The sequence below is a fragment of the Caenimonas aquaedulcis genome, assembly GCF_015831345.1.
Classification (GTDB): Bacteria; Pseudomonadota; Gammaproteobacteria; order Burkholderiales; family Burkholderiaceae_C; genus Ramlibacter; species Ramlibacter aquaedulcis.
Map to the genome: position 1 here is coordinate 2,622,981 of NZ_JADWYS010000001.1, position 25,536 is coordinate 2,648,516.

General features: G+C 66.7%; 21 protein-coding genes. 8 read left to right on the plus strand and 13 right to left on the minus strand.

Going from position 1 to position 25,536, the window contains the following annotated elements; translation table 11 throughout:
* Position 1: 1 nt before the first annotated feature.
* Genes rfbG through I5803_RS12700 form a run of 8 tightly spaced genes read left to right on the plus strand, consistent with a single transcriptional unit; the run spans position 2 to position 8,503 of the window.
* Complete coding sequence (gene rfbG, locus I5803_RS12665) at positions 2-1,075, plus strand: CDP-glucose 4,6-dehydratase (protein WP_196986703.1); 1,074 nt, start codon at positions 2-4, stop codon at positions 1,073-1,075.
* Entirely contained in the window at positions 1,072-1,623 is a 552-nt protein-coding gene (locus I5803_RS12670; protein ID WP_196986704.1) for a dTDP-4-dehydrorhamnose 3,5-epimerase family protein, read from the plus strand. The genes rfbG and I5803_RS12670 overlap by 4 nt, the downstream gene beginning before the upstream one ends.
* A complete protein-coding gene (locus I5803_RS12675; RefSeq protein ID WP_196986705.1) occupies positions 1,620-2,843 on the plus strand; it encodes a methyltransferase domain-containing protein in 1,224 nt (407 codons plus the stop codon). Before I5803_RS12670 ends, I5803_RS12675 begins: the two co-directional genes overlap by 4 nt.
* Positions 2,840-3,709, plus strand: a complete 870-nt coding sequence (locus I5803_RS12680) for an NAD-dependent epimerase/dehydratase family protein (RefSeq protein WP_196986706.1) — start codon at positions 2,840-2,842, stop codon at positions 3,707-3,709. Before I5803_RS12675 ends, I5803_RS12680 begins: the two co-directional genes overlap by 4 nt.
* Complete coding sequence (locus tag I5803_RS12685) at positions 3,699-4,505, plus strand: cephalosporin hydroxylase family protein (protein WP_196986707.1); 807 nt, start codon at positions 3,699-3,701, stop codon at positions 4,503-4,505. Before I5803_RS12680 ends, I5803_RS12685 begins: the two co-directional genes overlap by 11 nt.
* 14 nt (positions 4,506-4,519) lie before the next feature.
* Positions 4,520-5,992: a lipopolysaccharide biosynthesis protein gene (locus tag I5803_RS12690; RefSeq protein ID WP_196986708.1), complete on the plus strand. Its 1,473-nt coding sequence runs from the start codon at positions 4,520-4,522 to the stop codon at positions 5,990-5,992.
* A gap of 41 nt (positions 5,993-6,033) precedes the next feature.
* Complete coding sequence (locus I5803_RS12695; RefSeq protein WP_196986709.1) at positions 6,034-7,242, plus strand: glycosyltransferase family 2 protein; 1,209 nt, start codon at positions 6,034-6,036, stop codon at positions 7,240-7,242.
* Positions 7,243-7,267: 25 nt separating this feature from the next.
* Positions 7,268-8,503 (plus strand): class I SAM-dependent methyltransferase, encoded by a 1,236-nt coding sequence (locus tag I5803_RS12700; protein WP_196986710.1) that lies wholly within the window; start codon positions 7,268-7,270, stop codon positions 8,501-8,503.
* On the opposite strand, the gene I5803_RS12705 is transcribed toward I5803_RS12700, so the two are convergent.
* The 13 genes from I5803_RS12705 to I5803_RS12765 all read right to left on the minus strand — a co-directional run bounded on the left by I5803_RS12705 (position 8,500) and on the right by I5803_RS12765 (position 25,536).
* Positions 8,500-9,537, minus strand: a complete 1,038-nt coding sequence (locus I5803_RS12705) for a glycosyltransferase family 2 protein (RefSeq protein ID WP_196986711.1) — start codon at positions 9,535-9,537, stop codon at positions 8,500-8,502. The genes I5803_RS12700 and I5803_RS12705 overlap by 4 nt on opposite strands.
* On the minus strand, positions 9,534-10,853 hold the full coding sequence (locus tag I5803_RS12710) for a glycosyltransferase (RefSeq protein WP_196986712.1): 1,320 nt from the start codon (positions 10,851-10,853) through the stop codon (positions 9,534-9,536). The genes I5803_RS12705 and I5803_RS12710 overlap by 4 nt, the downstream gene beginning before the upstream one ends.
* The gene (locus I5803_RS12715; protein WP_196986713.1) at positions 10,850-12,034 is read right to left on the minus strand and encodes a hypothetical protein; all 1,185 of its coding nucleotides are present in this window, start codon (positions 12,032-12,034) and stop codon (positions 10,850-10,852) included. The genes I5803_RS12710 and I5803_RS12715 overlap by 4 nt, the downstream gene beginning before the upstream one ends.
* On the minus strand, positions 12,031-12,855 hold the full coding sequence (locus tag I5803_RS12720) for a hypothetical protein (RefSeq protein WP_196986714.1): 825 nt from the start codon (positions 12,853-12,855) through the stop codon (positions 12,031-12,033). Before I5803_RS12720 ends, I5803_RS12715 begins: the two co-directional genes overlap by 4 nt.
* Before the next feature lie 2 nt (positions 12,856-12,857).
* A complete protein-coding gene (locus tag I5803_RS12725) occupies positions 12,858-14,027 on the minus strand; it encodes a glycosyltransferase family 2 protein (RefSeq protein WP_196986715.1) in 1,170 nt (389 codons plus the stop codon).
* Positions 14,028-14,131: 104 nt separating this feature from the next.
* Positions 14,132-14,605, minus strand: a complete 474-nt coding sequence (locus tag I5803_RS12730; protein ID WP_196986716.1) for a pilin — start codon at positions 14,603-14,605, stop codon at positions 14,132-14,134.
* A 164-nt stretch (positions 14,606-14,769) separates the two neighbouring features.
* Entirely contained in the window at positions 14,770-17,184 is a 2,415-nt protein-coding gene (locus tag I5803_RS12735) for a GspE/PulE family protein (RefSeq protein ID WP_196986717.1), read from the minus strand.
* Complete coding sequence (locus I5803_RS12740) at positions 17,181-17,972, minus strand: 3',5'-cyclic-nucleotide phosphodiesterase (protein ID WP_196986718.1); 792 nt, start codon at positions 17,970-17,972, stop codon at positions 17,181-17,183. Before I5803_RS12740 ends, I5803_RS12735 begins: the two co-directional genes overlap by 4 nt.
* Before the next feature lie 12 nt (positions 17,973-17,984).
* On the minus strand, positions 17,985-20,243 hold the full coding sequence (locus I5803_RS12745) for a CHASE2 domain-containing protein (RefSeq protein ID WP_196986719.1): 2,259 nt from the start codon (positions 20,241-20,243) through the stop codon (positions 17,985-17,987).
* Between the two features lie 51 nt (positions 20,244-20,294).
* Positions 20,295-20,984 (minus strand): FHA domain-containing protein, encoded by a 690-nt coding sequence (locus I5803_RS12750; protein WP_196986720.1) that lies wholly within the window; start codon positions 20,982-20,984, stop codon positions 20,295-20,297.
* Between the two features lie 49 nt (positions 20,985-21,033).
* Positions 21,034-21,819: a Stp1/IreP family PP2C-type Ser/Thr phosphatase gene (locus I5803_RS12755; RefSeq protein ID WP_196988555.1), complete on the minus strand. Its 786-nt coding sequence runs from the start codon at positions 21,817-21,819 to the stop codon at positions 21,034-21,036.
* 10 nt (positions 21,820-21,829) lie between these two features.
* Positions 21,830-24,595 carry a CHASE2 domain-containing serine/threonine-protein kinase gene (locus tag I5803_RS12760; protein WP_196986721.1) on the minus strand — a complete coding sequence of 922 codons (2,766 nt, stop codon included), beginning with the start codon at positions 24,593-24,595 and terminating at the stop codon, positions 21,830-21,832.
* A gap of 251 nt (positions 24,596-24,846) precedes the next feature.
* A complete protein-coding gene (locus I5803_RS12765; protein ID WP_196986722.1) occupies positions 24,847-25,536 on the minus strand; it encodes a TerC family protein in 690 nt (229 codons plus the stop codon).

Here is a 25,536-nt window from a genome sequence, read left to right on the forward strand (position 1 = left end):
GATGTTCGGCGGCAGCTACCGCGATCGACGCGTCCTGGTGACCGGGCACACCGGTTTCAAGGGGAGCTGGCTCGTGGCCTGGCTGCGCGAGCTCGGCGCACAGGTGCAGGGCCTCGCCTTGTCGCCGCCGACGACGCCCAATCACTGGGACCTGCTGGGCCTGGCCATGGAAGGCGGCCTGTGCGACGTACGCGATGCGCGCGCCGTGGCCGATGCGGTGGCTGCCTTCCGTCCGGAAGTCGTCTTCCACCTGGCCGCGCAGTCGCTGGTGCGCGCGTCCTACGACGAGCCGGTCGACACGTGGGCGACGAACGTGATGGGCACGGTCCACGTGCTGGAAGCCTGCCGGCGCTCCAACGACGTGCGCGCCATCGTCGTCGTCACGTCGGACAAATGCTATGAGAACCGGGAGATGGAACGCGGCTACCGCGAGGACGACCCGCTGGGCGGGCACGACGCTTACAGCGCCTCCAAAGCCGCCGCGGAACTGGCTGCGGCAAGCTATCGCCGGGCATTCTTCGATCCCGCAGGGCGTGCGCTCGTGGCGACGGCTCGCGCCGGCAACGTCGTGGGCGGCGGCGACTGGTCGCGCGACCGCCTGGTTCCCGACGCGATGCGCGCGGTGGCCGGCGGCTCTCGCCTGGAAATCCGCTCGCCGCACGCCGTGCGGCCCTGGCAGCACGTGCTGGACCCACTCGCGGGCTACCTGTTGCTGGGCCAGCGCTTGATCGAAGGCGATCGCGCCTGCGCAGCCGCATGGAACTTCGGCCCGTCGCCGGAGAGCGAGCAGACCGTTGCCAAGGTCCTGTCCGGCCTGAAGGCGCACTGGCCCGAGCTGGAATGGTCGGCGGGCGCCGGTCCGCATCCGCATGAACCAACCCTCCTGCACCTCGACAGCGCGAAGGCGCGCGCCGAACTCGGGTGGCAACCGGTGTGGCCGCTGGAGCGAACCCTGGAAGCCACGGCGCGGTGGTATCGCGACCACCTGCGCTCGGGCCTGCTGCGCACGCACACCGACCTGCACGAGTTCACCGCCGACGCCGCGCGAGCCGGCCACGCCTGGGCCCGCGCATGAAGATCGAGTCGACGCCCATCGCGGATGTCGTCGTGGTGCGGACAGAACGCCGCGGGGACGGGCGGGGCGCTTTCTCGCGCTTCTTCTGCGAGGAGGAATTGGCGGACCTGCTGGGAGGCAGGCGCATCGTCCAGATCAACCACTCCGTCACGCGCGCTCCAGGCACCGTGCGTGGCATGCACTTCCAGCACGCACCGCACGCGGAAACCAAATTCGTCCGCTGCCTCAGGGGGCGCGCATGGGATGTGGCGCTGGACCTGCGGGCAGGTTCTCCCACGTTCCTGAAGTGGCGCGCCCATGAGCTCGATGCCGAGCAGGCGGACATGCTCGTGATCCCGCCGGGCTGCGCCCACGGCTTCCAGGCGCTCGAGCCGGACACGGAACTGCTCTACCTGCACACCGCCGCCTATGCGCCGCAGGCCGAGGACGGCGTCGACGCGGCCGACCCGCACCTCGCCATCGCATGGCCCCTGCCCTTGGCCCACCGCTCCCCGCGCGACATCGCCCTGCGCCGCGTCGACAGGGACTTCAAGGGGCTCGTGCCGTGAAATGCCGCCACTGCGCCCACCCGCTGGAGCTTGTCTTCCTCGACCTTGGTTTCGCGCCGCCGTCGAACGCCTACCTCGACGCCGCGGCCCTGCACCGCGCCGAGTCCTGGTTCCCGCTGAAGCTCTACACCTGCACGCAATGCTGGCTCGTGCAGACCGAGGACCATGCCGGGGCCCACGAGCTGTTCGCGGCGGACTATGCCTACTTTTCTTCCACGTCGGTGAGCTGGCTCGACCACGCGGCGTGCTACTCGCGGGACATCACGCGGCGGCTGGGGCTCGGCGCGCACAGCCATGTGATCGAAGTCGCCTCCAATGACGGCTACCTGTTGCGCAACTTCGTCCAGGCGGGCATTTCCTGCCTCGGCATCGAGCCCACCGCGAGCACCGCCCAGGCGGCGGAGCGGCTCGGCGTGCCCGTCCTGCGCGAATTCTTCGGCGCGGCGCTGGGGCGCCAGCTGGCTGCGCAGGGCCGGTCCGCGGACCTCGTCATCGGCAACAACGTGTTCGCGCACGTGCCCGACATCAACGACTTCACGCTGGGCCTGCGGGAGGTCCTCAAGCCCGGCGGCACGGTGACGCTGGAATTCCCGCACCTCATGCGCCTGATCGAGCAGGCCCAGTTCGACACGGTGTACCACGAGCACTATTCGTACCTGTCGCTGGGAACAACGATGTCTATTTTCGGAAGGGCCGGCCTGCGCGTGTTCGACGTCGAGGAACTGGCGACGCACGGCGGCAGCCTGCGCGTCTACGGCTGCCATCGCGGCGACCCGCGCGTGGATGCACCGGCCGTCGCCGCACTGCTGGCGACGGAGGCTGCGGCCGGCCTGCAGGGCGCGGCCGCCTACCAGGGCTTCCAGGCGCGCGCGGACCGCATCAAGAACGATCTGCTCGCCTTCCTCATCGAGCAAAAACGCCTGGGCCACCGCGTGGCCGCCTACGGCGCGGCTGCGAAGGGCAACACCTTGCTGAACTATGCGGGCGTGCGGCCCGACCTGCTGCCCTACATCTGCGACGCGGCGCCCAGCAAGCAAGGCCGCTTCACGCCGGGGGGCCATATCCCGATCCTGGAGCCTGCGCAGCTGGAGAAGCGCCGCCCTGACGTGGTCCTCGTGCTGCCCTGGAACCTCGTGGGCGAAGTCACGCAGCAACTGGGCTACATTCGCGGCTGGGGCGCGCGCTTCTACACCTGCGTGCCCGGGATGAAGGAAGCATGAAGCTGCTGGTCACCGGTGCCACGGGTTTCGTGGGACGCCACGCCGTGGCGCGGTTGCTGGCGCGCGGCCATGAAGTCACGGCCCTCGTACGTGATCCTGCCAGGGTACGCGAGCATCCATGGGAGAAGCGGGTCCACCTCGTGACCGGGGAGATCGAGGCGCCGCGCCTCGCTCCCGGTTTGACGGGCCACGACGCACTGGTGCACCTCGCCTGGCCGCAGTTGCCGCACTACCAGCTGCGCAGCCACTTCGAGGACGCGCTTCCCGCCCATTACCGGTTCATCAAGGCGCTGGTGCAGGCGGGCCTCGCCCAGGTGCTGGTCGCGGGCACCTGCTTCGAATACGGCCTGCGCAACGGGCAACTGCGCGAAGACCTGCCGTCCGAGCCTTCCAATCCGTACGCCCTGGCCAAGGACACGCTGCGCCGCTTCCTGCAGGCGCTGCGGCAGGACCATCCATTCACGCTCCAATGGGCACGCCTCTTCTACAGCCATGGGGCCGGCCAGAACCCGCGCAGCCTCCTGGCCGCAGTGGACGAAGCCATCGCGCAGGGCCGGCCGGATTTCCCGATGACCGGCGGCGAGCAATTGCGCGACTACCTGCCGATCGAAGGGGTCGCCCGTCGCCTCGCCGTGCTGCTGGAACATCCCGAACTCGATGGCGTCACCAACATCTGCAGCGGCCGTCCGGTCTCCGTGCGCGCGCTCGCCGAACAACATATCCGGCGCGCCGGCGCCAACCTCCCGCTGCGGCTGAACGCCATCCCCTATTCGCCGCTCGAGCCGATGGCGTTCTGGGGCGATGCGTCCCGGATGGCGCCGCTGTCCAATGAATTCCAGACGGGAGACGACCCCCATGAGCTTTGACGATGAAGTGACCGCGCGTATCGCGGCGCAAGCGGCGAACGCCCCCTTGCGCGAAGCCGCTGCCGCATTCCTGCAGGCTTCCGTCCCCGCGCAGTATTCCTACAACTTCGCGTGGGCGGGTCGCCCCATCATCCAGTACCCGCAGGACATGGTCGCGATGCAGGAGCTGATCTGGCGCGTCAAGCCCGACCTGATCGTCGAGACCGGCATCGCGCACGGCGGCTCGCTGATGCTGAGCGCTTCGATGCTCGCGCTGATCGACTACTGCGAAGCGAGCGCGGCGGGAACGCCGCTCGACCCGCGCGCCAGCCGCAGGCGCGTGGTGGGCGTCGACATCGACATCCGAGCCCACAACCGCAGCGCGATCGAGGCGCATCCGCTCGCGCACCTGATCCACATGATCCAGGGCTCCTCGGTCGACGCGAAGGTGATCGACCAGGTGCGCGAAGCCTCGTCCGGCTACCGGCGCGTGCTGGTGTGCCTCGATTCGAACCACACGCACGAGCACGTGCTCGAGGAGCTGGAGGCGTACGCGCCGCTCACGTCACCCGGGAGCTACTGCTGCGTCTTCGACACGCTGATCGAGGACATGCCGCCCGACGCGTATCCCGACCGTCCCTGGGGTCCGGGCAACAACCCGAAGACCGCGGTGCGCGAATACCTGCGGCGGCTCGCGTCGGACGGCAGGCGCGCGGCCGACGGCAGCCCGCTCGTGCTCGAGATCGAGCGGCGCATCCCCGACCAGCTCCTGTTCACGGTGGCGCCGGACGGCTACCTGAAGCGGCCCGGGCCCTGACCGCGCGAGTCCGCATGCCCCAGCTGCCGGTCGACCGGAACGTGGCGGCCAACTTCGCGGGCAACGCGTGGGCCGCGCTGATCGCGCTCGCCGTCGTGCCGGTGTACATCCACCTGATGGGGATCGAAGCCTGGGGCGTGGTGGGCATCCTGGTATCCCTGCAGGCGATCTTCGCGATGCTCGACCTCGGCCTGTCGCAGACGCTGTCGCGGGAGATGGCCCGGCTCTCGGTCGACCCGGGCAATCGCCAGGCGATGGCGGACACCGCGTGCACGATCGAGGTGGTCTATGCCTGCGCTTCCGTCGCCGTGGCGCTGCTGGTGCTGGGCGCCGCGCAATTCATCGCGCACGAATGGCTGCGGCCCGAGCACCTCTCGCGCGAAGCCGTGCGCGACGCGCTGTGGATCATGGCGCTGGTGATCGGCCTGCGCTGGCCGCTGGCGCTCTATCAAGGGGCGATGGCGGGCATCCAGCGCCAGGTGCTCCTCAACGGGCTCCTGGCCGGCTTCGCCACTGTGCAGGCGCTGGGTGGAGTCGCGGTCCTCCGGTGGATCGCGCCGTCCGTGCAGAACTTCCTGCTGTGGCAGGGCGCGTGCGCGCTGGTCCAGGTGGGCGCGATGCGGATCGTGCTGTTTCACTGCATCGCACCGCCTCGCCCGCCGCGCTTCGACATCGCGATCCTGCACGGGCTCTGGCGCTTCGCGGCCGGCATCACCGCGATCGCGGTCGTCTCGATGCTCCTCACGCAGGTCGACAAGATCCTTCTGAGCCGCATGCTCACGCTCGCCGACTTCGGCTACTACGTCTTCGCCACCACCGTGGCAGGGGCGCTGTATGCACTGACGACGGCCGTGCACGCCGCATACCAGCCCCGCTTCGCGGCGCTGGCCGCGCTGCCCGACACCGGCGTCCTGGCGCGCGTGTACCACCACGCTTGCCGGACCATGGCGGTAGCCATCATCCCGGCCGGCGTCGTGCTTGCGCTCTTTTCCACCGAGTTCGTGGCCTGGTGGACACGCAACCCGGAACTTGCGGCGCGCAGCGGCGTGCTCGTGAGCCTGCTGGTGGTGGGCAACCTGCTGCACGGGCTCATGCATCTGCCGTATGCACTGCAGGTGGCTTTCGGCTGGACCCGGCTCGCGCTGGTGTCGAACGCGATCGCCGTTGCCGTGCTCGTGCCGACGCTCTACGTCGCCATCGGGCGCTGGGGAGCCCCCGGCGCGGCCGTGGTGTGGATCGTGCTCAACCTCGGTTATCTCTGCATCACCGTCCAGCTGATGCACCGGCGGCTGTTGCCGCGCGAACAGCGCCGCTGGTACGTCGAGGATGTAGCCATTCCGCTGCTTGCAGTGCTGGCCGTTGCCGCACCCGCCAGAGCAGCCCTGCCCGCGCCGCTGCCTTCACCCTGGTTCGAACTGGCGCTGGCCGCCGTATCGGCCGCCGCCCTGGGGGCCGCCTGGCTCACGACGCGCGCGGGGCGGCCATGAGCGCGACGGGAGGGGCCGGGCCTGTGCTCCAATCGCAATCCGTGGCCGAGCCGATTGCCTTCACCATCATCATCCCGACCCGCGAGCGGGCCGACACGCTGGCCTGGACGCTTCGCACCGTGCTCGACCAGCAGTGGCCGCGGCTGAACATCATCGTGAGCGACAACGCCAGCCGGGACAACACGCGCGAGGTGGTGGAGTCGTTCGCCGACTCGCGCATCCGCTACATCAACACCGGCCGGCGCATCAGCATGTCCCACAACTGGGAATTCGCGCTGGGCCACGTGAACGAAGGCTGGGTGGGCTTCGTGGGCGACGACGACGGGCTGCTGCCCGGCGCGCTCGAGCGTGTGGCTCGCGTGATCGAGGCCACCGGCGCCCGCACCGTGGTGTCGCGCTGGCGCTTCTATTTCTGGCCCGGGGCGGCCGGCCCTGCCAACCAGCTCATGGTCCATTGCGGCAGCGGCTACGAGGTTCGCGACTCCAGCCAGTGGCTGCGCAGGCTGATGGACGGCCGGGTGGTCTACCATGACCTGCCCCACATCTACAGCGGCGGCTTCGCGGACGTCGCCCTGTTGCGCGCTTCGCGCAACGCCGAGGGCACGTTCTTCTGCTCGATGACGCCCGACGTCTATTCGGCCATCGCGCTGGCGTCCACGCATCCCAGCTACGTGATGATCCACGAGCCCATCGCCGTGATGGGCGTCTCCGCGCACAGCAACGGCGCGTCGAATTTTTCGCCCAACGCGCCGCCCGGCCCGAGCGAGCAGTTCTTCTCGGAGCCGAACATCCCCTTCCACGCGGCACTGGGTTCCAACCGCGTGAAGTCGATCCCGATCGTCGTCTACGAGAGCTACCTGCAGGCCCTGCACCTGCACGGCAACCGGCTGCATGTGCGCCTGCGCGACCAGCTCATTCTTGCCCTCGCGCAGGCAGCCCCTGCCGACCGCGCGGCGATCCGGGCCTATTGCGAGGAGATCCTCCTGCGCGAAGACCCGCCGCAAGCGGCGCTGCCGTCGGATGCGCGCATGGTCCTGCGCCGGCTGGCCGACCGCTTGCGCGGCCTGCCCGGGCTGGGCGTCCGGCTCGCGGACCTGACGGTGGATGCATCCGACTACGATGTGCGGGACATCCAGGGCGCGGCGCGCCTCTCGCGCGACCTGTACCTCGCCGAGCGCCGGCGCGGCTGGGGGCGCTCGCGCAGGGCGCTGGCCGCCCTCGTGCGGCGCCTGCCGTGGCGGCGCGGATAATGGCTTTCAAGCAAAGGGATTGGCGATGAACACTTACCGCGAAATCGAACATTGCCGGGTCGGCGGAGGCACGAACCTGGTTTCCGTGCTGAACCTCGGCATGCAGGCGATGACCGGTGTCTTCCCGAAGAGCGCCGCCGAGCCGGTGAGCCAGGGGCCGCTCGAGCTCGTCTGGAACCCCGAGAGCGGGCTGCTGCAACTGCGCCACTCGTTCGAGCCGTCGGAGATGTACGGAGACAACTACGGCTACCGCTCGGGCCTGAACCAGTCCATGGTCGACCACCTCACGCACAAGGTGCGGCAGCTGCAGCGGGCGAGCGGCCTGGCCGCCGGCGACACGGTGCTGGACATCGGCAGCAACGACTGCACGCTGCTCAACGTCTACGGCCCCGGCTACGAGCGCGTGGGGATCGACCCGACCGGCAGCAAGTTCGCCGCGTACTACCCCGCCGACGTCAAGCTGGTACCCGACTTCTTCAGCGCCGAAGCCTACCGGGCGAGCGGTGCGAAGCCGGCGCGCATCGTGACGTCCATCGCGATGTTCTACGACCTGGAGGAACCCATCCGGTTCGCCCGCGAGATTGCTTCCATCCTGCGGCCCGACGGCATCTGGCACTTCGAGCAAAGCTACATGCCGTCGATGCTGCGGCTCAACTCCTACGACACGATCTGCCATGAACACCTGGAGTACTACTCGCTGTCGGTGGTCGAGAAGATCCTGGCGGCCGCGGGGCTGAAGGCAATCGACGTCACCATGAATAACGTGAACGGCGGCAGCTTCGCCGTGACGGCCGCGCGTGCCGACAACCGGACGCTGGTGGAGAACCGCGCGGTGATCGACTGGATGCTCGCGCAGGAAGAGCGCATGGGGCTGGGCACGCCGCGGCCCTTCCGGGATTTCGAGGAGCGCGTCTACCGTCATGCGCAGGACCTCATCCGGCTGGTTCGCGCGCTGCGCGCCGACGGCAAGACGATCCTCGGCTACGGCGCATCCACGAAGGGCAACGTCGTGCTGCAGTTCTGCGGCTTCACGCCGCAGGACATCCCCGCGATCGCCGAAGTGAACGCGGAGAAGTTCGGGCGCGTGACGCCCGGCACGCACATTCCCATCATCTCGGAAGCCGAGGCGCGCGCCATGAAGCCCGACTACTTCATCGTGTTCCCCTGGCACTTCAAGGACGGCATCCTGCGCCGCGAGAGGGACTACCTGGCCGCGGGCGGCAAGTTCATCTTCCCGTTTCCGGAAATCGAGATCGTCTAGCGCATCATGATGAAGCCGCGGCGCGCGACCCAGGGCCGCACCTTTACGGCCACCGCGCGCAGCGCGGCGTAGAGCCACAGCGGAAATCCCCGGTAGACCGCCTGCGTGACGAGGTCCATCGGGCCGCGGCCACCGTAGAGCGTATCCACAAAACGATCGAGCTCGGCGCGGCTTTCCAGGGAAGGATTCCTGCGAACGGCCTTGCGCGCCGCCATGAAGGACACGATGGTGAATTCGTTGCGCAGGAAGCGCCGCACCTGCGCCTCCTCGACCGAGCCCTCGCCCCAGTAGGTGTGCGCGAGCCGCAGGAAACCGTCCACCGCGATGTGGATGCGGTAAACGACGCCGCGGTCCATGAACGAGTCGTTCTCGCCGCGCTTGTCCAGCCAGAGCTCGTCCGTGTAGAAGACACGAAGGCGCGTGCGGGCCAGCGCGAGCAGCCGGGCCGTGTGGCCCCAGCAACTTCCGGTGAAGCTGTCGACGGCGGGCATCGACCGCCACGTCTCGCACCGGATCACCAGGCCGCTCATGAAACTGAAAAGACACTCGGTGTTCACACCGTCCTGCAGGAACGCCTGCCGCTGCGCGGCGTCGGCGAAATCCAGGCGCCGCGGCCCACTCGAGCGCAGCACCGGGTAGTCCGCCAGGAAGCGCATGTCCTTGTCGCAGATCGTGTGGCGGCACATGACGACGTCGTCGCCGCCACCGAGGCTGGCCAGCACGCGATCCACGGCGCCGGGGCGCATGATGTCGTCCCCGCTGAACAGCCAGCAATACTCCCCCTTCGCTTGCTCCACGCTGCGCGCCATGTCGACGTCGATGCCACCTCGCCGCTCCAGCAGGACGTGGCGCACGTTGGGCCAGCGCGCGGCGCGGCGCGCGACGACATCCGCCGTATCGTCGGTGGACGCGCCGTCCACGACGATCACTTCGACCACGCCCGGCGTGGCCTGCGGCATGATCGAATCCAGCGTCTCGCCCAGGAAGGCGCCGAAGTTGTAGACGGGCAGGCAGATCGACAGGCGAACGGTCATGGTGGGGGGAAGCGGTGAGGTACAGGCTGCGAAACGCCGGCCAGCAGGCGCGACGCTTCGTCCCAGCACTGGCGGGCGCCCTGGCCCCACGTGAAGGGCGGCATGGGGGCGACTTCGCCCCTGCGGTCGTGCGCGGCGTGGTGCAGCACCAGGCGTTCCAGCGCCGCGTGCGAATCGCGCGGGTAGGTTTCCACGCCTTCGTCGGCAAGTTCGGCAAAGCAAGGCAGGTCGCTCGCGATCACGAGGCTGCCGCGGGTGCGCGCCTCGACCAGAGGCAAGCCGAAACCTTCCGCGAGTGACGGAAACACCAGGGCGCGGCAATTCGCGTAGGCGAAGTCGACTTCTGCGTCGGTGGCATCGAAGAGCGCGAGGAGCCGCCTGCCCTGCTCGGGATGCTGGCGCACGCGCGCGATCAGCGCCTCGCACTCGGCGCTGGCGCGCCCGATGAGGAGAAGCCGAGCCGGTTCGCCGCGCGCCCACAAGCGTTCGAAGACTTCGAGCAGGAAGCCGTAATTCTTCTTGGGCTCGAAGGAGCCGATCGCCGCGAAGGTGGGTCCGCCGCGCGTGAAGGCCTCGAGTTCGTCGCGCGGCCTGCGGCCCGCTGCCGGCGTGCGCACCGGATCGCTGCCGAGGCGGAAGTGGCCCGTGGGCGGCAAGGCCATTGCCGTTTCGCGTGCGAAGAGGTGAAGATCGTCTTCGGTCGCGCGGGAAATGCACACGACCGCATCGGACAGCGGCAGCATGCGCTGCAGCCACAACCTGAAAATCGGCGGCACCAGCTTGTGCGTGAAGTCGGGATGGCGCAGCGGAATGAGGTCGTACATCAGCAACACGACGCGGGCACCCTGCGCGCGCGCCTTCGCCGCGGCGATCCACACGGGGTAGTTCCACGAGGCATCGAACAGCAGCAGGACGTCGCCGGGGGAGAACGCAACAGCGGGTTCCGTGCGGCTCAGCACATCGAAGGTCTTGCGGCTGGTGGTGGCCCAGATGAAGCGCAGCAGGCGCCAGGGCAGCACGTGCAAGGCGATCAGTACGAGCCGCCGGAAGAACGCACCCGTGATCCAGCGAAAGAGACGCGCCGCCGGCGCATCCGCACAGGCGTCCGCACGATGGATGGTCGCCGCGAGCGCATCCGGCGCCATCTCGCGAAACCCCTGGGTGTGGAAGGACACCGTCCGGAAATCGATCCCTTCGACAGCGCAGAGGCTGCGCAGTTCTTCCTCGAGCCGCCGCACCGTGCGGGTGATGCCGACCGCCACACGCTGTGTGCGCGTGTAGCTCACATCCATGAACACGCGCGGCGCCGCGCTCATATGGTGCGCTCCCAGGGCAGGCCCGAGCGGCCCTGGACCTGGTTGCAATCGATCTTGAAGCCCGGCGCGAGCACCTCGTCGATGCGGCCGAGGTCCACCGAGTTCAGTGCGCGGTAGTACTTGTAGAACACACGGCCATCATCGAGCACGTACAGCTTGAAGTCGGAGCCGGGGTAGCCCCGCACCGCGCCTTGCGGAATCCGCAGGCTGACTGTCTCGTTGGGCGGGAAAATGCGCGGACAGGTGCGCTCGAGCTTGGCGAAGACCTCTTCGGCGCGCGGAAGCAGTACGGGCGCATCCTTTGAACGCTCGCTGGCGCGACGCGCGAGGGTGCAAAGCCAGAAGCCGTGGATGCCTGCGCGGCCGGCGGCCTCGTCGGCGAGCTTGCTCGAGGCCATGCCCGCCAGGCCGGTGGAGCGCATGAGGCGGCACTTTCCGGCGTCCTCGAGCGACAGCCCCTGCCTCGCCAGCAGCCCGTCGATGGCGAGGCCCAGCTGCGGATCGAGCCGGTCCCCTTCCTGGCCGCCGGGCACCGTCGGGAAGATCACCTTCAGCGGGCCAGGCGCGGCGATCAGTGCCTGGGTGCGCAGGCCTTCCTTGGACTTGTCGGCCAGGCCGGGTTGCGTGGAGATGTTGACCCAGCGCGATTGCGGATGGAACCGCGGGGCGATGAGCGAATACGAGATGCTGGACAGCGTCACATAGGTGGCCGGCTGCGCGGCGACGTCGGCCGGTACCTCCACCGGGAATGGCTCGCCCTCGCCCCACACCACGTGGCCCCAATACCGCCAGGGGCTCACTTCGTGGATCACGAACACCTGGCAGAGCACCATGCCGGCCGCGAGCGTGAGGCGAAAGCTTCGGCTGAGCGGAATCAGCTGGAGCATGCCGATGCACAGCGGTCCCGCGATGAGGAGGAAGGGAATGAAATACCGGCCGTTGCCCGTGGTGGTGAGCCAGGGCACGAACGCGACCGCCGTGAAGGCGAGCAGCACGAGCGGCGCGGATTTCCTGCGTTGCTCGCCGCGCGCGAGCACCAACCACATCAGCGCAAGCAGGATCAGGAACACGAAGCGGAAATCCGGCGCGATGATTTCCACGTACACCGCACCGTCGGGCGAGGCCATCGCGATGGGCCTCAGGATGGCATCGCGCCAGGTGTCGGGCAGGAATCGGATCATGGTTGGCGCCAGCCGGTCCAGGCGCGCAGCCCCTCGAACCAGTAGTCATAGAAGGGATAGACCGGATCGCCGTACCACGTCCACAGCAACCAGCCCCAGTATCCGTAGAACACGAGGAAACCCACGAGCGTAGCCACGCACCCCCACACCACATGCGCGCCGCGCTCGGGCCATGAGCGGCCGTGCAGCACCCACAGCAGGGGCATGAGGATCGCGAGCGGGCCGTTGCTCAATTTAAAGGCTACGGAGGCCCCCGCGAAGAGCCCGGACAACAGCGGTAAGCGCGCAGGCGCCAGGACGCTGCCGGTGGGCGCAGCAGAGGGCTCCATCGCCAGCGCGATGGCCCACACGAGCGGGATCGACGCCATCACGTCGTTGGCCGTGGAATCGAACAGCGACAGCACGACGCCGGTGAGGAACGCCAGGGCGACACCCAGCACACGCATGGCCACGCCATACCAGCTCGCTTCGGCAACGCAGCGCCGCGCCAGCATCCAGAGCGGTGGTACCGCCGCCAGGTTGATGGACGCGAGCACGGCGCCCGCCCAGGTTCCCGGCATGCCCGTCTGAAAGAGCTTGTAGAACGGCCAGTAAAGGTAGGGGTACTGGAACGACTGGTACGACGCCGCGAGGAAGTCGCGGTCGAAGCGCGGATGCTCGGCGATCCAGCCCAGATAGATGTGGTGGTTGAGCGCATCCCACGACAGGCCGATGCCGCCGAGCGACACAGGGATCGCCACGAAAAGCGCCCAGGCGATGCACAGGATCGCCGCGAGTTCGAGGCGTGCGGAAGGAGGCGGGAAGTTGCGCAGGCGCTGCATGGTCATTCCACGCGTGCGGAACGCCAGCAGAAGTGCAGGGCCCCGGCGAAGAAGGAGCCGATGGTGGCCTGCATGCCGGTGGCCATCAGCGTGACCGCGGGGATGGCGGATCGCATGGTCTCGAGCGGATCGAGCGGGCCGAACCCGCTGCGTCCCCAATCGAACGTGAGCCACAGGGACCAGACCAGGCCCGCGAGGAAGACCGAGAGGCCGAGCAGCAGGCCGTTCTCGATCGTGAAGGAGGAGCCCCAGCGGGTCATCCAAGGCGGCTCGGCCACCAGCCCCGCGAGCACTGCGATCCACTTGGTGAGGACGGCAAACAGGATGAACTGGACGCCCAGGATGGTCGCCCCTCCGAGGTACAGCAAGGTGTGGATGCCCAGGGGGATGGGTCCCACCTGTGGGCCCGCGAGGCCCAACAGCAGGCCGGACAGCCCCGCGACGAGGAGCGCGATGCCGGGGTAGAGAAACAGCCATCGCGGGCAGAACAGCAGCAGGAAGCGCAGGTGACGCCATCCGTCGCGCCAGGTGCGCAGGTGCGGCGGCCGGCCGCGGCCGTCGCGCCGCAACGCGGTGGGGACTTCCTCGATGCGCAGGCCCGCCAGTGCCGCCTTGGCGATCAGTTCGCTGGCGAATTCCATCCCGGTCGTGATGAGGCCCAACTGCTGCACGGACTCGCGCGAGAAGCCGCGCAAGCCGCAATGGAAGTCTCCGATGTGCGTGCGAAAGAAGAGTCGTCCGATGAAACTGAGCACGGGGTTGCCGAGATAGCGATGCAGGAAGGGCATCGCGCCCTGCGCGATGCCGCCCTGGAAACGGTTGCCCATCACGACGTGCGCGCCGCCGCGCAGTTGCTCCACGAATCCGCCGAGACGCGAGAAGTCGTAGCTGTCGTCCGCATCGCCCATGATGACGAAGCGGCCCCTTGCACTGGCGATGCCGGCTTGCAGCGCCGCGCCGTAACCGCGCTGCGGCACCCGTACGACACGGGCGCCGGCCGCTTCGGCGATCTCCACGGAACCGTCGGTGGATCCGTTGTCGGCCACGAGGACCTCGCCGCGAATACCCGAACCCTGGATGAAGTCGCGCGCGGCGCGCACGCATGAGCCCAAGGTCCTCGCCTCGTTCAGGCATGGCATGAGGACAGTCAGTTCGCAGGTGGTATCGGTCATTGGCAGCAGGAGCGGCTCGATTATCGGTGCACCAAAGAAAACGAGCGGCCTGGGCCGCTCGTTTTGCGTTTTCTAGAGAATCACCGGCTGCATGCCGGGGATCATCAGCCGCGGCAGGAGCCGGGCAGGTACTTCGGCAGCACGCCGTTCGTGGGCGCCGGGCCGCAGACCCACTTGAACACGGCGGAACCGAGGTTCGCCGGGACGGCGGCGGTCGTCGTATCCGTGGCGTAAGGCGTCAGGATGATCTTCTTGTCGTCGATGTTGGTGTCGTTGAAGCCGGTGGCTTCCACAGTGACCACGCCATTGGAGTCGGTGTGGATGCTCTTGACGTACTTGCTGGTCTGCGACGAAGACTCGCAGCCCCAGCCGTCAGCGGCAGGGGTGGTGCTACCGGACTGGTAGACCTCGGTGATGGTCGTACGGCAAGCGGATGCGGCCAGAACGACCTCCGACATCTTCGCGCGCTTGGTGTAGTCCTGGTACGCGGGCAAGGCCACAGCGGCCAGGATACCGATGATCGCGACCACGATCATCAATTCGATAAGGGTGAAACCCTGTTGCAGTTGACGCTTCATGGAACCTCCGGAGTTGTGTGAAGAAGCGGGGCAACTTTGCAAGTGCTGTGCCAGCCCATCCGTCGCCGGAAAGTATGCAGTTTTTGGCGGATTGAACGGGTCCGAGCTGCCGAAATCTGGCTACAGGGACACTTCCGGCGACATTTTTGTCGCCGGAGCGAACACTATTTGATGCAGACGGACCGTACCTGCTTCAGGTCCGTCATCCCCATCATGATCTTTTCCATGCCGTCCATCTTCAGGGTGCGCATGCCGCCTTCCACCGCCGACGCGAACAGCTCCGCCACCCGGGCGCGTTCCTGGATCAGGCGCTTGGTGGGGTCGTCCGCGACGAGCAGTTCGTGCAGGCCGATCCGGCCCTTGTAGCCTGTCTTGTTGCACTTGTCGCAGCCGTTGGCCTTGTAGAACTTCAGCCGGCCGTCCTGCCCATAGAGCTTGACCCAGTTCTCGTAGAGCTTCTTCGCCTCGCCTGCATAGTCCGCCTTCCAGGCGGCGGAGTGCCGCAATTCCTCGGCATATTCGGTGACGAACAACTTGACCTCGTCGGCATCGGGGAAGTACTCCGTCTTGCAGTCGCAAAGCTTCTTGGCCAGGCGCTGCGCGAGGATGCCGAGCAGGGCGTCCGCAAAGTTGAACGGGTCCATGCCCATGTCCAGCAGGCGGATGATGGATTCCGGCGCCGAGTTCGTGTGCAGCGTGGAGAAGACGAGGTGGCCCGTGAGCGAAGCCTCCACGCCCATGGACACTGTTTCCTTGTCGCGCGATTCGCCGACCATGATGATGTCGGGATCGGCGCGCAGGAAAGCCCGCATCACCAACGCGAAGTCGATGCCCGCCTTCTTGTTGATCTGCACCTGGCGAAGGCCCTTCTGCGTGATTTCGACCGGGTCCTCCGCCGTCCAGATCTTGGTGTCCGGCGTGTTGAGGAACTTCAGGATGGAATGCAGCGTGGTCGTCTTGCCCGAACCCGTCGGCCCGCAGACATAGAACAGGCCATAGGGCTTGCTCACCGTCTTTTCGAGCCGCTCCTTGTTGTGCGGGGTGAGTCCCAGCTTCTCCAGCGGAATCGGCTCGCCCGCGGCGAGGATACGCATGACCACGTCCTCGACGCCGCCGGCGGAGGGGATGGTCGCGACGCGCAGCTCGATGTCCAGCGGTCCGAACTTCTTGAACTTGATCTTTCCGTCCTGGGGCTTGCGCTTCTCGGAGATGTCGAGGTCGCACATGATCTTCAGGCGCGTGACCATCGCCTGCCGGAAATGCGCCGGCACCTCGATGTAGGGCTGCAGGCTGCCGTCGATGCGAAAGCGGATGCCCGTCTTGGCCTTGCCCGGCAGGGGCTCGACGTGGATGTCCGACACCTTCATGTTGTAGGCATCGACGATGACCTTGTTCACGAACTTCACCAGTTCGTTGTCGGCGGCCGCGGAGTCACCGAAGTCCTCGGAGCCCTCGTCGTCCACCGGCGCGCTGAGGTCGGCCAGCAGCTCGTCGATCGACGCGCCTTCCTCGCCGCCCGCGCCGTAGATCTGCGCGAGCGTTTCCTCGAACTCGGTTTGGGTGGTGACGCGATAGGTGAACTTCGACAGGCGGGAGAACACCTGCGGCACGATGCGCGAACCCCTGGTCGCCTCCGGGTCCAGGCACATCACCACGAGGCCCTCAGGCGATTCCTCCAGCGGGATCCAGCCCTGCTCCTGCAGGAATTCGCGCTTGAGGCTCCCGTGCAACTGCTCCGACCGGATGCGGCCCGCGTTGAAGGGCTCGTAGGGCATGCCGAAAAACTTCGCGAGCGAAGGCCCGATCTGGGCGGGCCGGATCGAGAAGCTCGCCATCAGCACATGCTCGACGGGCTTGGCTTCCTCGCGGGCCTGCTGGATGCAGTGCGCGAGTTCGTCCGCCGTCATGACGCCGGCAGAAACCAGCCCGTCGTACTTGGTGGCGCGGCGGCGCTGGCCTTCCTCGGCCTTCTGCATGCGCTGGCGGATCGCGGTGGCGAGGGTCTTGCACAGCTGTGTCGCGCCTTCGACCTCGAGATCACCGAACGGCTGGTCGCTCTTGTTGTTGATCACCTGCAGCACGCCGTGCAGGGTCTCGCCATCGAGGATGGGAACGATCATGAGCTGCTTGGTGCGGTATCCCGAGCGGCGGTCGATCTCCTTGGCAGTCGCGAAGCTGAGCGCCGGGTCGATGCGCTTGAGCGCCTCCTCGTCGTAGACGTCGGCGATGTTCAGCATGCGCTTGCTGAAGGCGCAGTAACCCGCGAGGCTTTGCGCGCTGATCGGCAGCTTCAGTTCCTTGCTGCTGTTCAGGCCCGTCTTGAGTTTGGAGACGATCGCGGTGCGGTCTTCGTTCACCGCGTAGAGCGTCAGGCGGTCGGCGTTGAACAGCTTGCAGATGTCCGGGCTCGCGTCCAGGATGATCTGGTCGATGTTCTCCGTCTCGTGGATCTTGGTGGTGACGACCTGCAGCTGCTTGTAGAACAGCGCCTCGAACGACACGCCGCGCTTTTCCGGCGGCAGCATCTGCGAGTCGTAGAACGCCTGCGAGTCCTTTTCCGGTTTCAATACCGCATTCATAGGTCGAACTCCTGCCCCGCCCGAAGCCAGCGGATGTCATGTGTCACGTTGGGGCCGAAAGGCTGCGTCTGGTCGAACTTCTGGATCTCCGCCATGATCAGCTCGGTCTCCGCCGGCTTGGTGTGCGTGATGTAGATCGGGAAGGACTTGGTCTTGTCGATGCAATCCAGCTCCTCGGCCAGCGCATGCGGCGACAGGTGCAGGCTGCGCTTGGCGAGGTCCTTTTCGCGGTTGCTGAACGCCGTCTCGATGATGAGCGCCGCGACGTTCATTTGGTTGACGCGGCGCCAGAACGCCGGATTGCGCTCCGTATCGCCGCTGAAAATCCAGCAGCCCTTGCCCGAGGTCACCGCGTAGCCCACCGCCGGCACCGTGTGCACTGCGGGCAGCACCTCGATGCGCTTGCCGGTGATGTCCAGGGTCTGTCCGACCTGGATCTCGTGGAAGGTGATGAAGGGCTTCTCGGGCGTGGGAATGCGGCTGAAGTCGGGCCAGATGACGTTGTTGAAGACGTGGCTCTTGAGCGCCGCGATCGTGCCGGCCAGCGCGTGGATCTGTACAGGCTTGGTGAGCGTCGAGGCGATCGCGTCGATCATGAGCGGCAGGGCCGCCACGTGGTCCAGGTGGGAGTGCGTGAGCAGCACGTGGTCCACCTGCCGCATTTCCTCGAGCGTGAGGTCGCCCACGCCGGTGCCTGCATCGACGAGCACGTCGGCGTCGATCAGGAAGGACGTCGTGCGGCAGTCCTTCGCGATCGCGCCAGAGCAACCCAGCACCCGCACCTTCATTCGACAAGGTTCCTATTTGGTCTCGAAATTGGTCGCCCCGTCCCACTCCGGGTCGAAGGGGAGCAATCTCATCGAGGCTACACGCTCGCTGTACAGTTCGTAAAGGTATTTTTTTGCATTCATCCGCTGCAGGTTCAGCAGAAGAAGGTCGCACTGGTCCCAGTCCTGCGCGCGGTAGGCCTTGAGCAGCGCCGCCCAGGTTTTCAGCTCGTCGCTGTGGGCCTTGTCCAGCCGGTCGGCGGGCGCCAGCGGCCAGAAAATGGCCACGGCCTGCTCCTTGCCTTTCACCCGGACCCGATCGAGCTCCTGCCAGGCGAACTGCGGCGCGATTTTGCGGGTGGTTTCGCTCACCACTATGTCCACGCCGTAGGCCTTGGACAGTCCCTCCAGCCGGGAGCCGAGGTTGACCGAGTCGCCGATCACGGTATAGGCCCGGCGGATGTCCGATCCCATGTCCCCCACGCACATCGTCCCGGTGTTCAGCCCGATCCCGATGCCGATCTCGGGCATCCCCTTGGCGCGGTGCTCCTCGTTGATCTTGCGCACCGCGTTGGCCATTTCCATGGCGGTCTTCACGGCCAGGTGCGCGTGCTCGGCGGTCTCCACCGGTGCGCCCCAGAACGCCATGACGCAGTCGCCCATGTACTTGTCGATGGTGCCCCGGTTGCCGCGGATGATGTCGGTGAGGCGGTTGAAGACGGCGTTGAGCAGTTCCTGGAGCTGGGTCGGCTCCATGGTCTCCGACATCTTGGTGAAGCCGCGCATGTCGCAGAACATCACCGTCAGTTCCTTGTTGGTGGCCTTCATCGAATAGGCCTCGGGGTCCTTGACCATCTCGTCGACCAGTTCGGGCGGGACATAGGTGCCGAACAGGTTTGCAAGTTCGCGCTTGCTTCGGCTTTCCACGAAGTAGCCGTAACTCATGTTGAGGGCGAAAGCCGTCAGGCACATCACCAGCGTGGTCGCGAGCGGCAGCACCCAGCCCTTGCCCAGATAGAGGTAGAAGTTCAGGCCGACCACCAGGCCGATCACCACGACGCTCAGGAGCACGGCACGGGTGGCGGTGAGCAGGGGAAGCCCGATCGCCAGGACCAGGCCGGCGAGGAGGACCACCGTCACGTCGTAGCCGATGGCGTAGTCCGGCTTGAAGAGGATCTTGCCGTCGAGGAAGCCGGCGATGACGTTGGCGTGCGTTTCGACGCCGGGGTAGGTGCCCCCCACCGGGGTCACGCGCAAGTCCTGCAGGCCCGGCGCGGTAGTGCCCACGAGGACGATCCGGTCTTTCAGGGTGCCGGGCTGCAGGCGGTGGGCCACGAGATCGGACGCCGAAACGTAGCGGAAGCTGCCGGCTTGCGGGCCGCCGGGACCGCGGAAAGGGACCAGCGTGGCGACCCGATGGTCGACGGGAATGCCCAGCACCTTGTCCGCCGCGACGTTCAACCGGATGTTTTCGAGGCTCTGGTAGTCCCGCCCGACCAGGCGCGAGTCGTCGCGCGGGAATCCCGGCTCCACCTTCGGCAGGCCCAGCAGCGCACGGAACATCGCGAGCGACAGGGACTCGTAGTAGGCGCCCTTGTATTCGGCCACGAGCGGGATGGATCGCACCACCCCGTCCTCTTCGATGATCGGGTTGAAGAAGCCCGCCAGCGGCGCGGCGCGGGCGATCTGCTCGATGTTGCTTCCGTAGCCGTTGTAGCCGATGAAAGTGATGGGGCGCCCGCGCAGCGCGTCCTTGGTCATCACGGGCGCGGGCAGGACGCCGTTGGTGCGGCCATCGCGGTCGCTCGTGAAGTAATAACCCAGGACGACCGGCTTTTTCTCGATGGCCTTGGCGAAGAGCGCGTCGTAGTCGAGCGACGCCTGCATCTGGTTGACGCGCTCGCCGAACCCGGCCTGGTCCTTCAATTCCCCCTGCGCGAGTTGCCGCAGCCGCTTCAGTCCGGAGCTTTCGTCGGCCTCGGCGAACACGATGTCGAAGCCCACGAGCGCGACCTGCTGGCGGTCGAACAGGTCCTGGACCATCTCCGCGACGCGGTTGCGGCTCCAGGGCCAGCGGCCAACCTCAGCCAGGCTCTTCTCGTCGATGTCGACGATGACGATGCGTTCGTCGGCCTTGTTCGACAGCGTCGCGCGGATGCGCGCGTCGTAGATGATGTCGTCGAGGCGCTGCAGGAAGCCGATCGGCACCAGGCCGATGGCATGCACGAGCGCGAACACCAGCGGGATCAGCGTCACCGCGATGCGTGGCCAGTGTTTCCAGAGCAAGCCCATCAGGCCCTACCTCGCTGGTGGTGATGCGGGGCGCGCTGGGCGCCGGCGCGATCAGGGCTGCACAAACTGCATCTGCGTGCCGGCCAGTTCCAGCAGGTCACCGTTCTTGAGGGTGACCGGCTCCGCGCCGATGGCCGCGCCGTTGAGCGTGGGCTTGTTGGCGCCTTCGACGTGCGCCACCACGAACCCGTGGGGCCGCTTGGTGATGGCCGCCACCGCGACACCCGGCTTGCCGATGGTGGTGACGACCTTGACGAGGGGCACTTCGCGCCCCGCGGCGGCGCCCGAGAGCACCTTGATCGCCGCGTTGATGTGCCCGAGGTCGCTCGCCTGGGCAGCGCCGCTGGATGCGGGAGCTGCCTGGGCGCCGGCCGCGGCGGGCGCCGCCGGACCGGGCATCGGCGGGACCATGCCCGCCTTGATGATCATCGTCTTCTCGAAGGTGGGGCCGGCGACTTCGTTGATGTACTTGATCTTGTACTTGCCGATTTCCACCGTGTCGTTATTTTGCAACAGCTGCTTCTTCACGGCCTTGCCGTTGACATAGGTGCCGTTGGTGCTGTTCAGGTCCTCGAGATAGACCTCGTTACCGCTCATCTGCAGGACCGCGTGTTCGCCGCTGACGGCCAGGTTGTCGATCACGATGTCGTTGTACGGCCGGCGCCCCAGAGAGGTCCGGTCCTTGGTCAACTGCACTTCCTTGATGACAACACCGTCGATCGAAACGATCATTTTCGGCATGGTCCACTCCTGTCTTTAAGACTCGTTATTCGGGAACTAGTACCAAAGGCTATTTTCCCAGCATTCTGGAAATCAGGCCCCGCTTTTTGGACGCGAGACTCGCCTGCGCCACGAAAACCGAGATGTTGTCGCGCCCGCCGTTCGCATTCGCCGCATCGATCAATTGAGCGGCTTTCTGCTCCAGCGTCGCGTCTCCAGCCAGGATTTTCGCGATCCCCTCATCATCCACCATGTCGGACAGACCGTCCGAGCACATCATGTAGATATCGCCCGGTTCGACCCTGTGCTCGTTGACTTCAAGCAACACTGCGTCTTCCACGCCGAGGGCGCGGGTGACCAGATTCTTGTTGCTGGAAGTCGCCGCCTGCTCCGGCGTGATCAGCCCGGCGTCCATCTGCTCCTGCAGCAGCGAGTGGTCCTTGGTGACCTGGGTGATCTCGTTGCCCCGTAACCGGTAGCAGCGCGAGTCCCCGATGTGCCCGATCAGCACGCGCCCGTCCTGGAAGACGCCGACGACCAGCGTCGTGCCCATGCCGCTGTAGTGCGGATTCGAATTGGCGGCATTGAAGATGGAGCGGTTCGCGTTGTCGACGCAGATCTCCATCGCGCGGCGCACTTCACGGGTGTTGGCGTGGCGCCCCGCCTGCGACAGCCAGCGCCCCAGTTCCGACTTGATGAACGTGGTGGCCATGCCGCTGGCGATCTCGCCGGCGTTGTAGCCACCCATGCCGTCGGCCAGGATGCCGAGGCGCACCGGTTCGTCGAAGGTGACGGAATCCTCGTTGTTCTCGCGCGCAAGGCCCGGATCGGTGCGGATGCAAAACTCGTAGTTCATAGGTTGCCGGTCAGGACTCGCCGGATCCGCCAGTTCCTGGCTTGCGGAACACGTCGGTCTTGGCAAAGGCGGCGTCTCCTCCGTCATTTTTGTGCGTCGGATCATAGCCCGGCGGCGACGCCGCGGGGGGCGGCATCCCGACCACCGTGGCTTCGAACACCGGCGCGGCGTCCGCGGAAGGGTGCGCGCCGGTGGCAAACGCCACCGTCTTGTCCGCGTTGGCGACGTTGACCTCGTCGTCGGGGCGCATGACGACGCCGGGGGGCGTGGCGGGACCGGTTCTCGCCGCGGGCGCGGGCATCGGCGCACCGGACAACTCCGCCAGCACCGAACGCAGGTCGCCGGCGAACTGGTCGCCGTCCTGGTAGCGGGTCTCGGGGCGCTTGCTCAGGGACAGGGCGACGATGTTGGCCAGCCGCTCGCTGATGTCCTTGCGCACGATGCGGATGTCCGGCGCTTCCTCGTTGGCGATCTTGTACATCAGCTCCGCCATCGAGTCGCCGCGGAAGGGCAGCACGCCGGTGAGCATCTGGAACAGCATGACGCCGAGCGAGTAGAGGTCCGAGCGGCCGTCCACCTTCTTGCCGGCGATCTGCTCGGGCGACATGAAGCTCGGCGTGCCCAGCACGAGGCCCGTCTTCGTCTTGCTGGAGTCCGTGATGCGCGCGATGCCGAAGTCGGTCACCTTGACGGTGTCGCTGTCGAACTCGTACATGATGTTCGCGGGCTTGATGTCCCGGTGCACCACGTTCTGCTTGTGCGCGTAGCCGAGCGCCTCGGCCACGCGCGCGACGATCGACACGACCTTGGCGGCGGGCAGCAGCTGACCGTCCTTGCAGAAATCGACCAGGTCCTTGCCCTTGAGGAATTCCATGGCGATGTAGGCGAGGTCATGCTCCTCGCCCGCATCGAAGATGGTGACGATGTTCTGGTGCTGCAGGCGGCCGGCGGTCTCCGCCTCGCGAAAGAAGCGCTCGCGCGCATCGGCGAGTTCCTCGCCCTCGAATTCCTGCGACAGCGCCATCGTCTTGATCGCGACGACGCGGCCGATCTTCGGGTCCTTGCCGAGGTACACCACGCCCATCGCGCCCTTGCCGAGCTCCTTCTCTACCTGGTAGCGGCCCAGCATGGGTTTTTCCACGCCGCCGCCATCCAGCAGCATCGTGCCGCCCGGGTGCGCCCCGCCGCCGCCGAGGATGACGGTTTCGGACAGGTTCTTCGCGCGATTGAGCTTGGCGTCCAGGCCCTTGTAGCCTTTGTCCAGGGTGGCCATGTATTCGTAGACCGCCTGCACCTTGTTGAACTGCCGCTTGCGCTCGAAATCGAGCGCCAGGTTGCCCAGGTTGTCCATCAGCGCGTCGCTGTGCGGCACGCGGCGGAAACGGTCGAATGCGGCGTCCAGCTGGCCCTGTCCCTGCATCGCGAGGCCCATCATGCGATTGGTCTCGGCCGACTCTTCATCGGACTTGAGCTTGCCGGCCTCGGTGACGAGGAAGCGCTTGGTCGTGAGCGCGAGGTGCCCGATCACGAGCAGCGTGGCCGGGAACACGAGCTGCAGCCAGGTCGACGCGCCGGCTAGCAGGCCGAACTCCGCGGCCAGCAGCGCGACGAAGAGCACCGCGGTGACCATGCCCGCCAGCCCCGCGCTCAGGCGCGGCAGGCCGCCGATGACGTAGGCGGCCACCAGCAGCAACGCCCCCAGCGCAGCCCAGCCGCCCCAGGCCGGCTGCACGATGAAGTGCTCGCTGAGGATGCTGGAAGTGGTGTGGGCGATCATTTCCACCGGCGTGACGGCGGGCGTTCCGGGCACAGCGAATTGCGAGCCCACCCCCGCGGCCGTGGCGCCGATGAGCACGATCTTGCCGGTGTATTTGCTAGCCGGGATCTTGCCGTTCAGCACGTCGTAGAAGGAGTCGATCGCGAACGGCGGCTTGCCGTCGCGACCCTTGTAGAACTGCGGGAACATGACCGCCGCTTCGTCCGTCTTGACTCGCAGCTTGCCGATCTGCACGGAATCGCCTGCATTCAGGCGAATGTCTGATGTCGTGAGGTTCAGGCTCTTGAGCGCGGCGAGCAGGCTCATCGAAGGCACCGCGTTCCCGTCGTAATTCACGAGCAGGGGCTCCGTGCGCACAGCGCCGTCCTTGTCGTTGAGCTGGTTGAGGTGGCCAATCCCAGCCGCCGCATTCGCAATGATGTCGATCGGCTGCTGAGTGGCCATGGCGGGGACGGAGAATCCCCCGGTGTCCTTGACGCTGCTCTTCAACGCTGCGGCAGGCAGCCCCTTGTCTACTTTGCCTTGTGCCTCGCCTAGCTGGAAGAAGGACGGAATCACCACGTTGCCCGCCTTGGCCATGCTGGCGGCGAGTTTGGCATCGGTGTCCAGCGTGGCTTCGGCTTCCGCGACGACCTTGTGCAGGTTGTCCACCAGCGCATTGCCGCCCGTGCTTCCTTCCGGCCCGAGCGCTTCCTTGAGCTTGCGGATGAACACGAGGCCGCGGTCCGTCTGGGGCTCGAAGAAGAACACCGTGTTGACGATGGTCTTGGCCTTGGCGGCGGCGAGCTTGTCGATGAGCTGCGCGTGGATGTCGCGCGACCAGGGCCAGCGTCCGATGTTCGCGATGCTCTGGTCGTCGATGGCGATGATCGCGATGCGGTCGGAGGGCTGCCGTCCGCTGCTGGTGCTCGCGTAATCGTAGAAGCGGCGCTCCATCGTGCCGATGGTGTCGGTGCCGAGGTTCAGCAACACCACGGCCGCCACGACGAGGACGCCCATGAACCAGTCCGCGCGCCAGAAACGGCCACGTTTTGCCGAAGAAGATGTGCTCACTTGCCCGCCCCTCGTGCGAAGAACTGATCGACACCGCGGACAACCACGGCATTACCAACACCCGACGCCACGAAGGGTGCAGGCCTCCGGTGGGACGTTAACAGACGCAACAGCGACGGACAAGGGACTTTGTCACGTCGCTACTACGTTTTGTTGCATTTGTGCACGGGGCATTCGCGCCCCGCGAAATGCCGGCTTCAAGCCTCTTGCGTCTTGTGCGCGCGCGCCTGCAGCGCTTTGCCCACACCGACCACGAAGACGGCGCCTGCGGCGGCCGCCACATAGTGCAGCCAGGGGTTCGCATGCGCGAAGTCCGACAGCACCACGTCGCTCGCGATCGTCTCGCCACCGACCCAGCCGATGAGGCCCGCGCCGAGCACCACGATGATGGGGAAGCGCTCCATCAGCTTGACCATAAGGGTCGCGCCGAAGATCACCAGCGGAATGCTGATCGCCAGGCCCAGGATGAGCAGCACGGTGCTGCCTTTGGCTGCCGCAGCCACGGCGATGACGTTGTCCAGGCTCATCACCAGGTCGGCGATCAGGATGGTCCGGATCGCGGCGCCGAGGCTGCCGTATTCCTTGACTTCGCCGTCATCCTCACCGTCCTCTTCGGACAGCAGCTGGATGCCGATCCAGAGCAGCAGTAAGCCGCCGACGACCTGCAGGTAGGGCAGTGAAAGCAGCTTGGCGGCCACCACGGTCAGGATGATCCGCAGGACCACGGCAGCGCCGGAGCCGAACAGGATGGCCTTCTTTTGCTGCTGCGGGGGCAGGGAGCGTGCCGCCAGGGCAATCACGACGGCGTTGTCGCCGGAGAGGATGATGTTGATCCAGATGATCTTCAACAGCCCGATCCAGAACTCGGGACTCTGCAGCAGTTCCAT

Excerpts from the sequence above, each read along its gene's own strand:
- rfbG (WP_196986703.1), top strand. The coding sequence starts at position 2 with ATGTTCGGCGGCAGCTACCGCGATCGACGCGTCCTGGTGACCGGGCAC.
- I5803_RS12670 (WP_196986704.1), top strand. The coding sequence starts at position 1,072 with ATGAAGATCGAGTCGACGCCCATCGCGGATGTCGTCGTGGTGCGGACA.
- I5803_RS12680 (WP_196986706.1), top strand. The coding sequence starts at position 2,840 with ATGAAGCTGCTGGTCACCGGTGCCACGGGTTTCGTGGGACGCCACGCC.
- I5803_RS12685 (WP_196986707.1), top strand. The coding sequence starts at position 3,699 with ATGAGCTTTGACGATGAAGTGACCGCGCGTATCGCGGCGCAAGCGGCG.
- I5803_RS12690 (WP_196986708.1), top strand. The coding sequence starts at position 4,520 with ATGCCCCAGCTGCCGGTCGACCGGAACGTGGCGGCCAACTTCGCGGGC.
- I5803_RS12700 (WP_196986710.1), top strand. The coding sequence starts at position 7,268 with ATGAACACTTACCGCGAAATCGAACATTGCCGGGTCGGCGGAGGCACG.
- I5803_RS12705 (WP_196986711.1), bottom strand. The coding sequence starts at position 9,537 with ATGACCGTTCGCCTGTCGATCTGCCTGCCCGTCTACAACTTCGGCGCC.
- I5803_RS12710 (WP_196986712.1), bottom strand. The coding sequence starts at position 10,853 with ATGAGCGCGGCGCCGCGCGTGTTCATGGATGTGAGCTACACGCGCACA.
- I5803_RS12715 (WP_196986713.1), bottom strand. The coding sequence starts at position 12,034 with ATGATCCGATTCCTGCCCGACACCTGGCGCGATGCCATCCTGAGGCCC.
- I5803_RS12720 (WP_196986714.1), bottom strand. The coding sequence starts at position 12,855 with ATGCAGCGCCTGCGCAACTTCCCGCCTCCTTCCGCACGCCTCGAACTC.
- I5803_RS12725 (WP_196986715.1), bottom strand. The coding sequence starts at position 14,027 with ATGACCGATACCACCTGCGAACTGACTGTCCTCATGCCATGCCTGAAC.
- I5803_RS12730 (WP_196986716.1), bottom strand. The coding sequence starts at position 14,605 with ATGAAGCGTCAACTGCAACAGGGTTTCACCCTTATCGAATTGATGATC.
- I5803_RS12735 (WP_196986717.1), bottom strand. The coding sequence starts at position 17,184 with ATGAATGCGGTATTGAAACCGGAAAAGGACTCGCAGGCGTTCTACGAC.
- I5803_RS12740 (WP_196986718.1), bottom strand. The coding sequence starts at position 17,972 with ATGAAGGTGCGGGTGCTGGGTTGCTCTGGCGCGATCGCGAAGGACTGC.
- I5803_RS12745 (WP_196986719.1), bottom strand. The coding sequence starts at position 20,243 with ATGGGCTTGCTCTGGAAACACTGGCCACGCATCGCGGTGACGCTGATC.
- I5803_RS12750 (WP_196986720.1), bottom strand. The coding sequence starts at position 20,984 with ATGCCGAAAATGATCGTTTCGATCGACGGTGTTGTCATCAAGGAAGTG.
- I5803_RS12755 (WP_196988555.1), bottom strand. The coding sequence starts at position 21,819 with ATGAACTACGAGTTTTGCATCCGCACCGATCCGGGCCTTGCGCGCGAG.
- I5803_RS12760 (WP_196986721.1), bottom strand. The coding sequence starts at position 24,595 with ATGGGCGTCCTCGTCGTGGCGGCCGTGGTGTTGCTGAACCTCGGCACC.
- I5803_RS12765 (WP_196986722.1), bottom strand. The coding sequence starts at position 25,536 with ATGGAACTGCTGCAGAGTCCCGAGTTCTGGATCGGGCTGTTGAAGATC.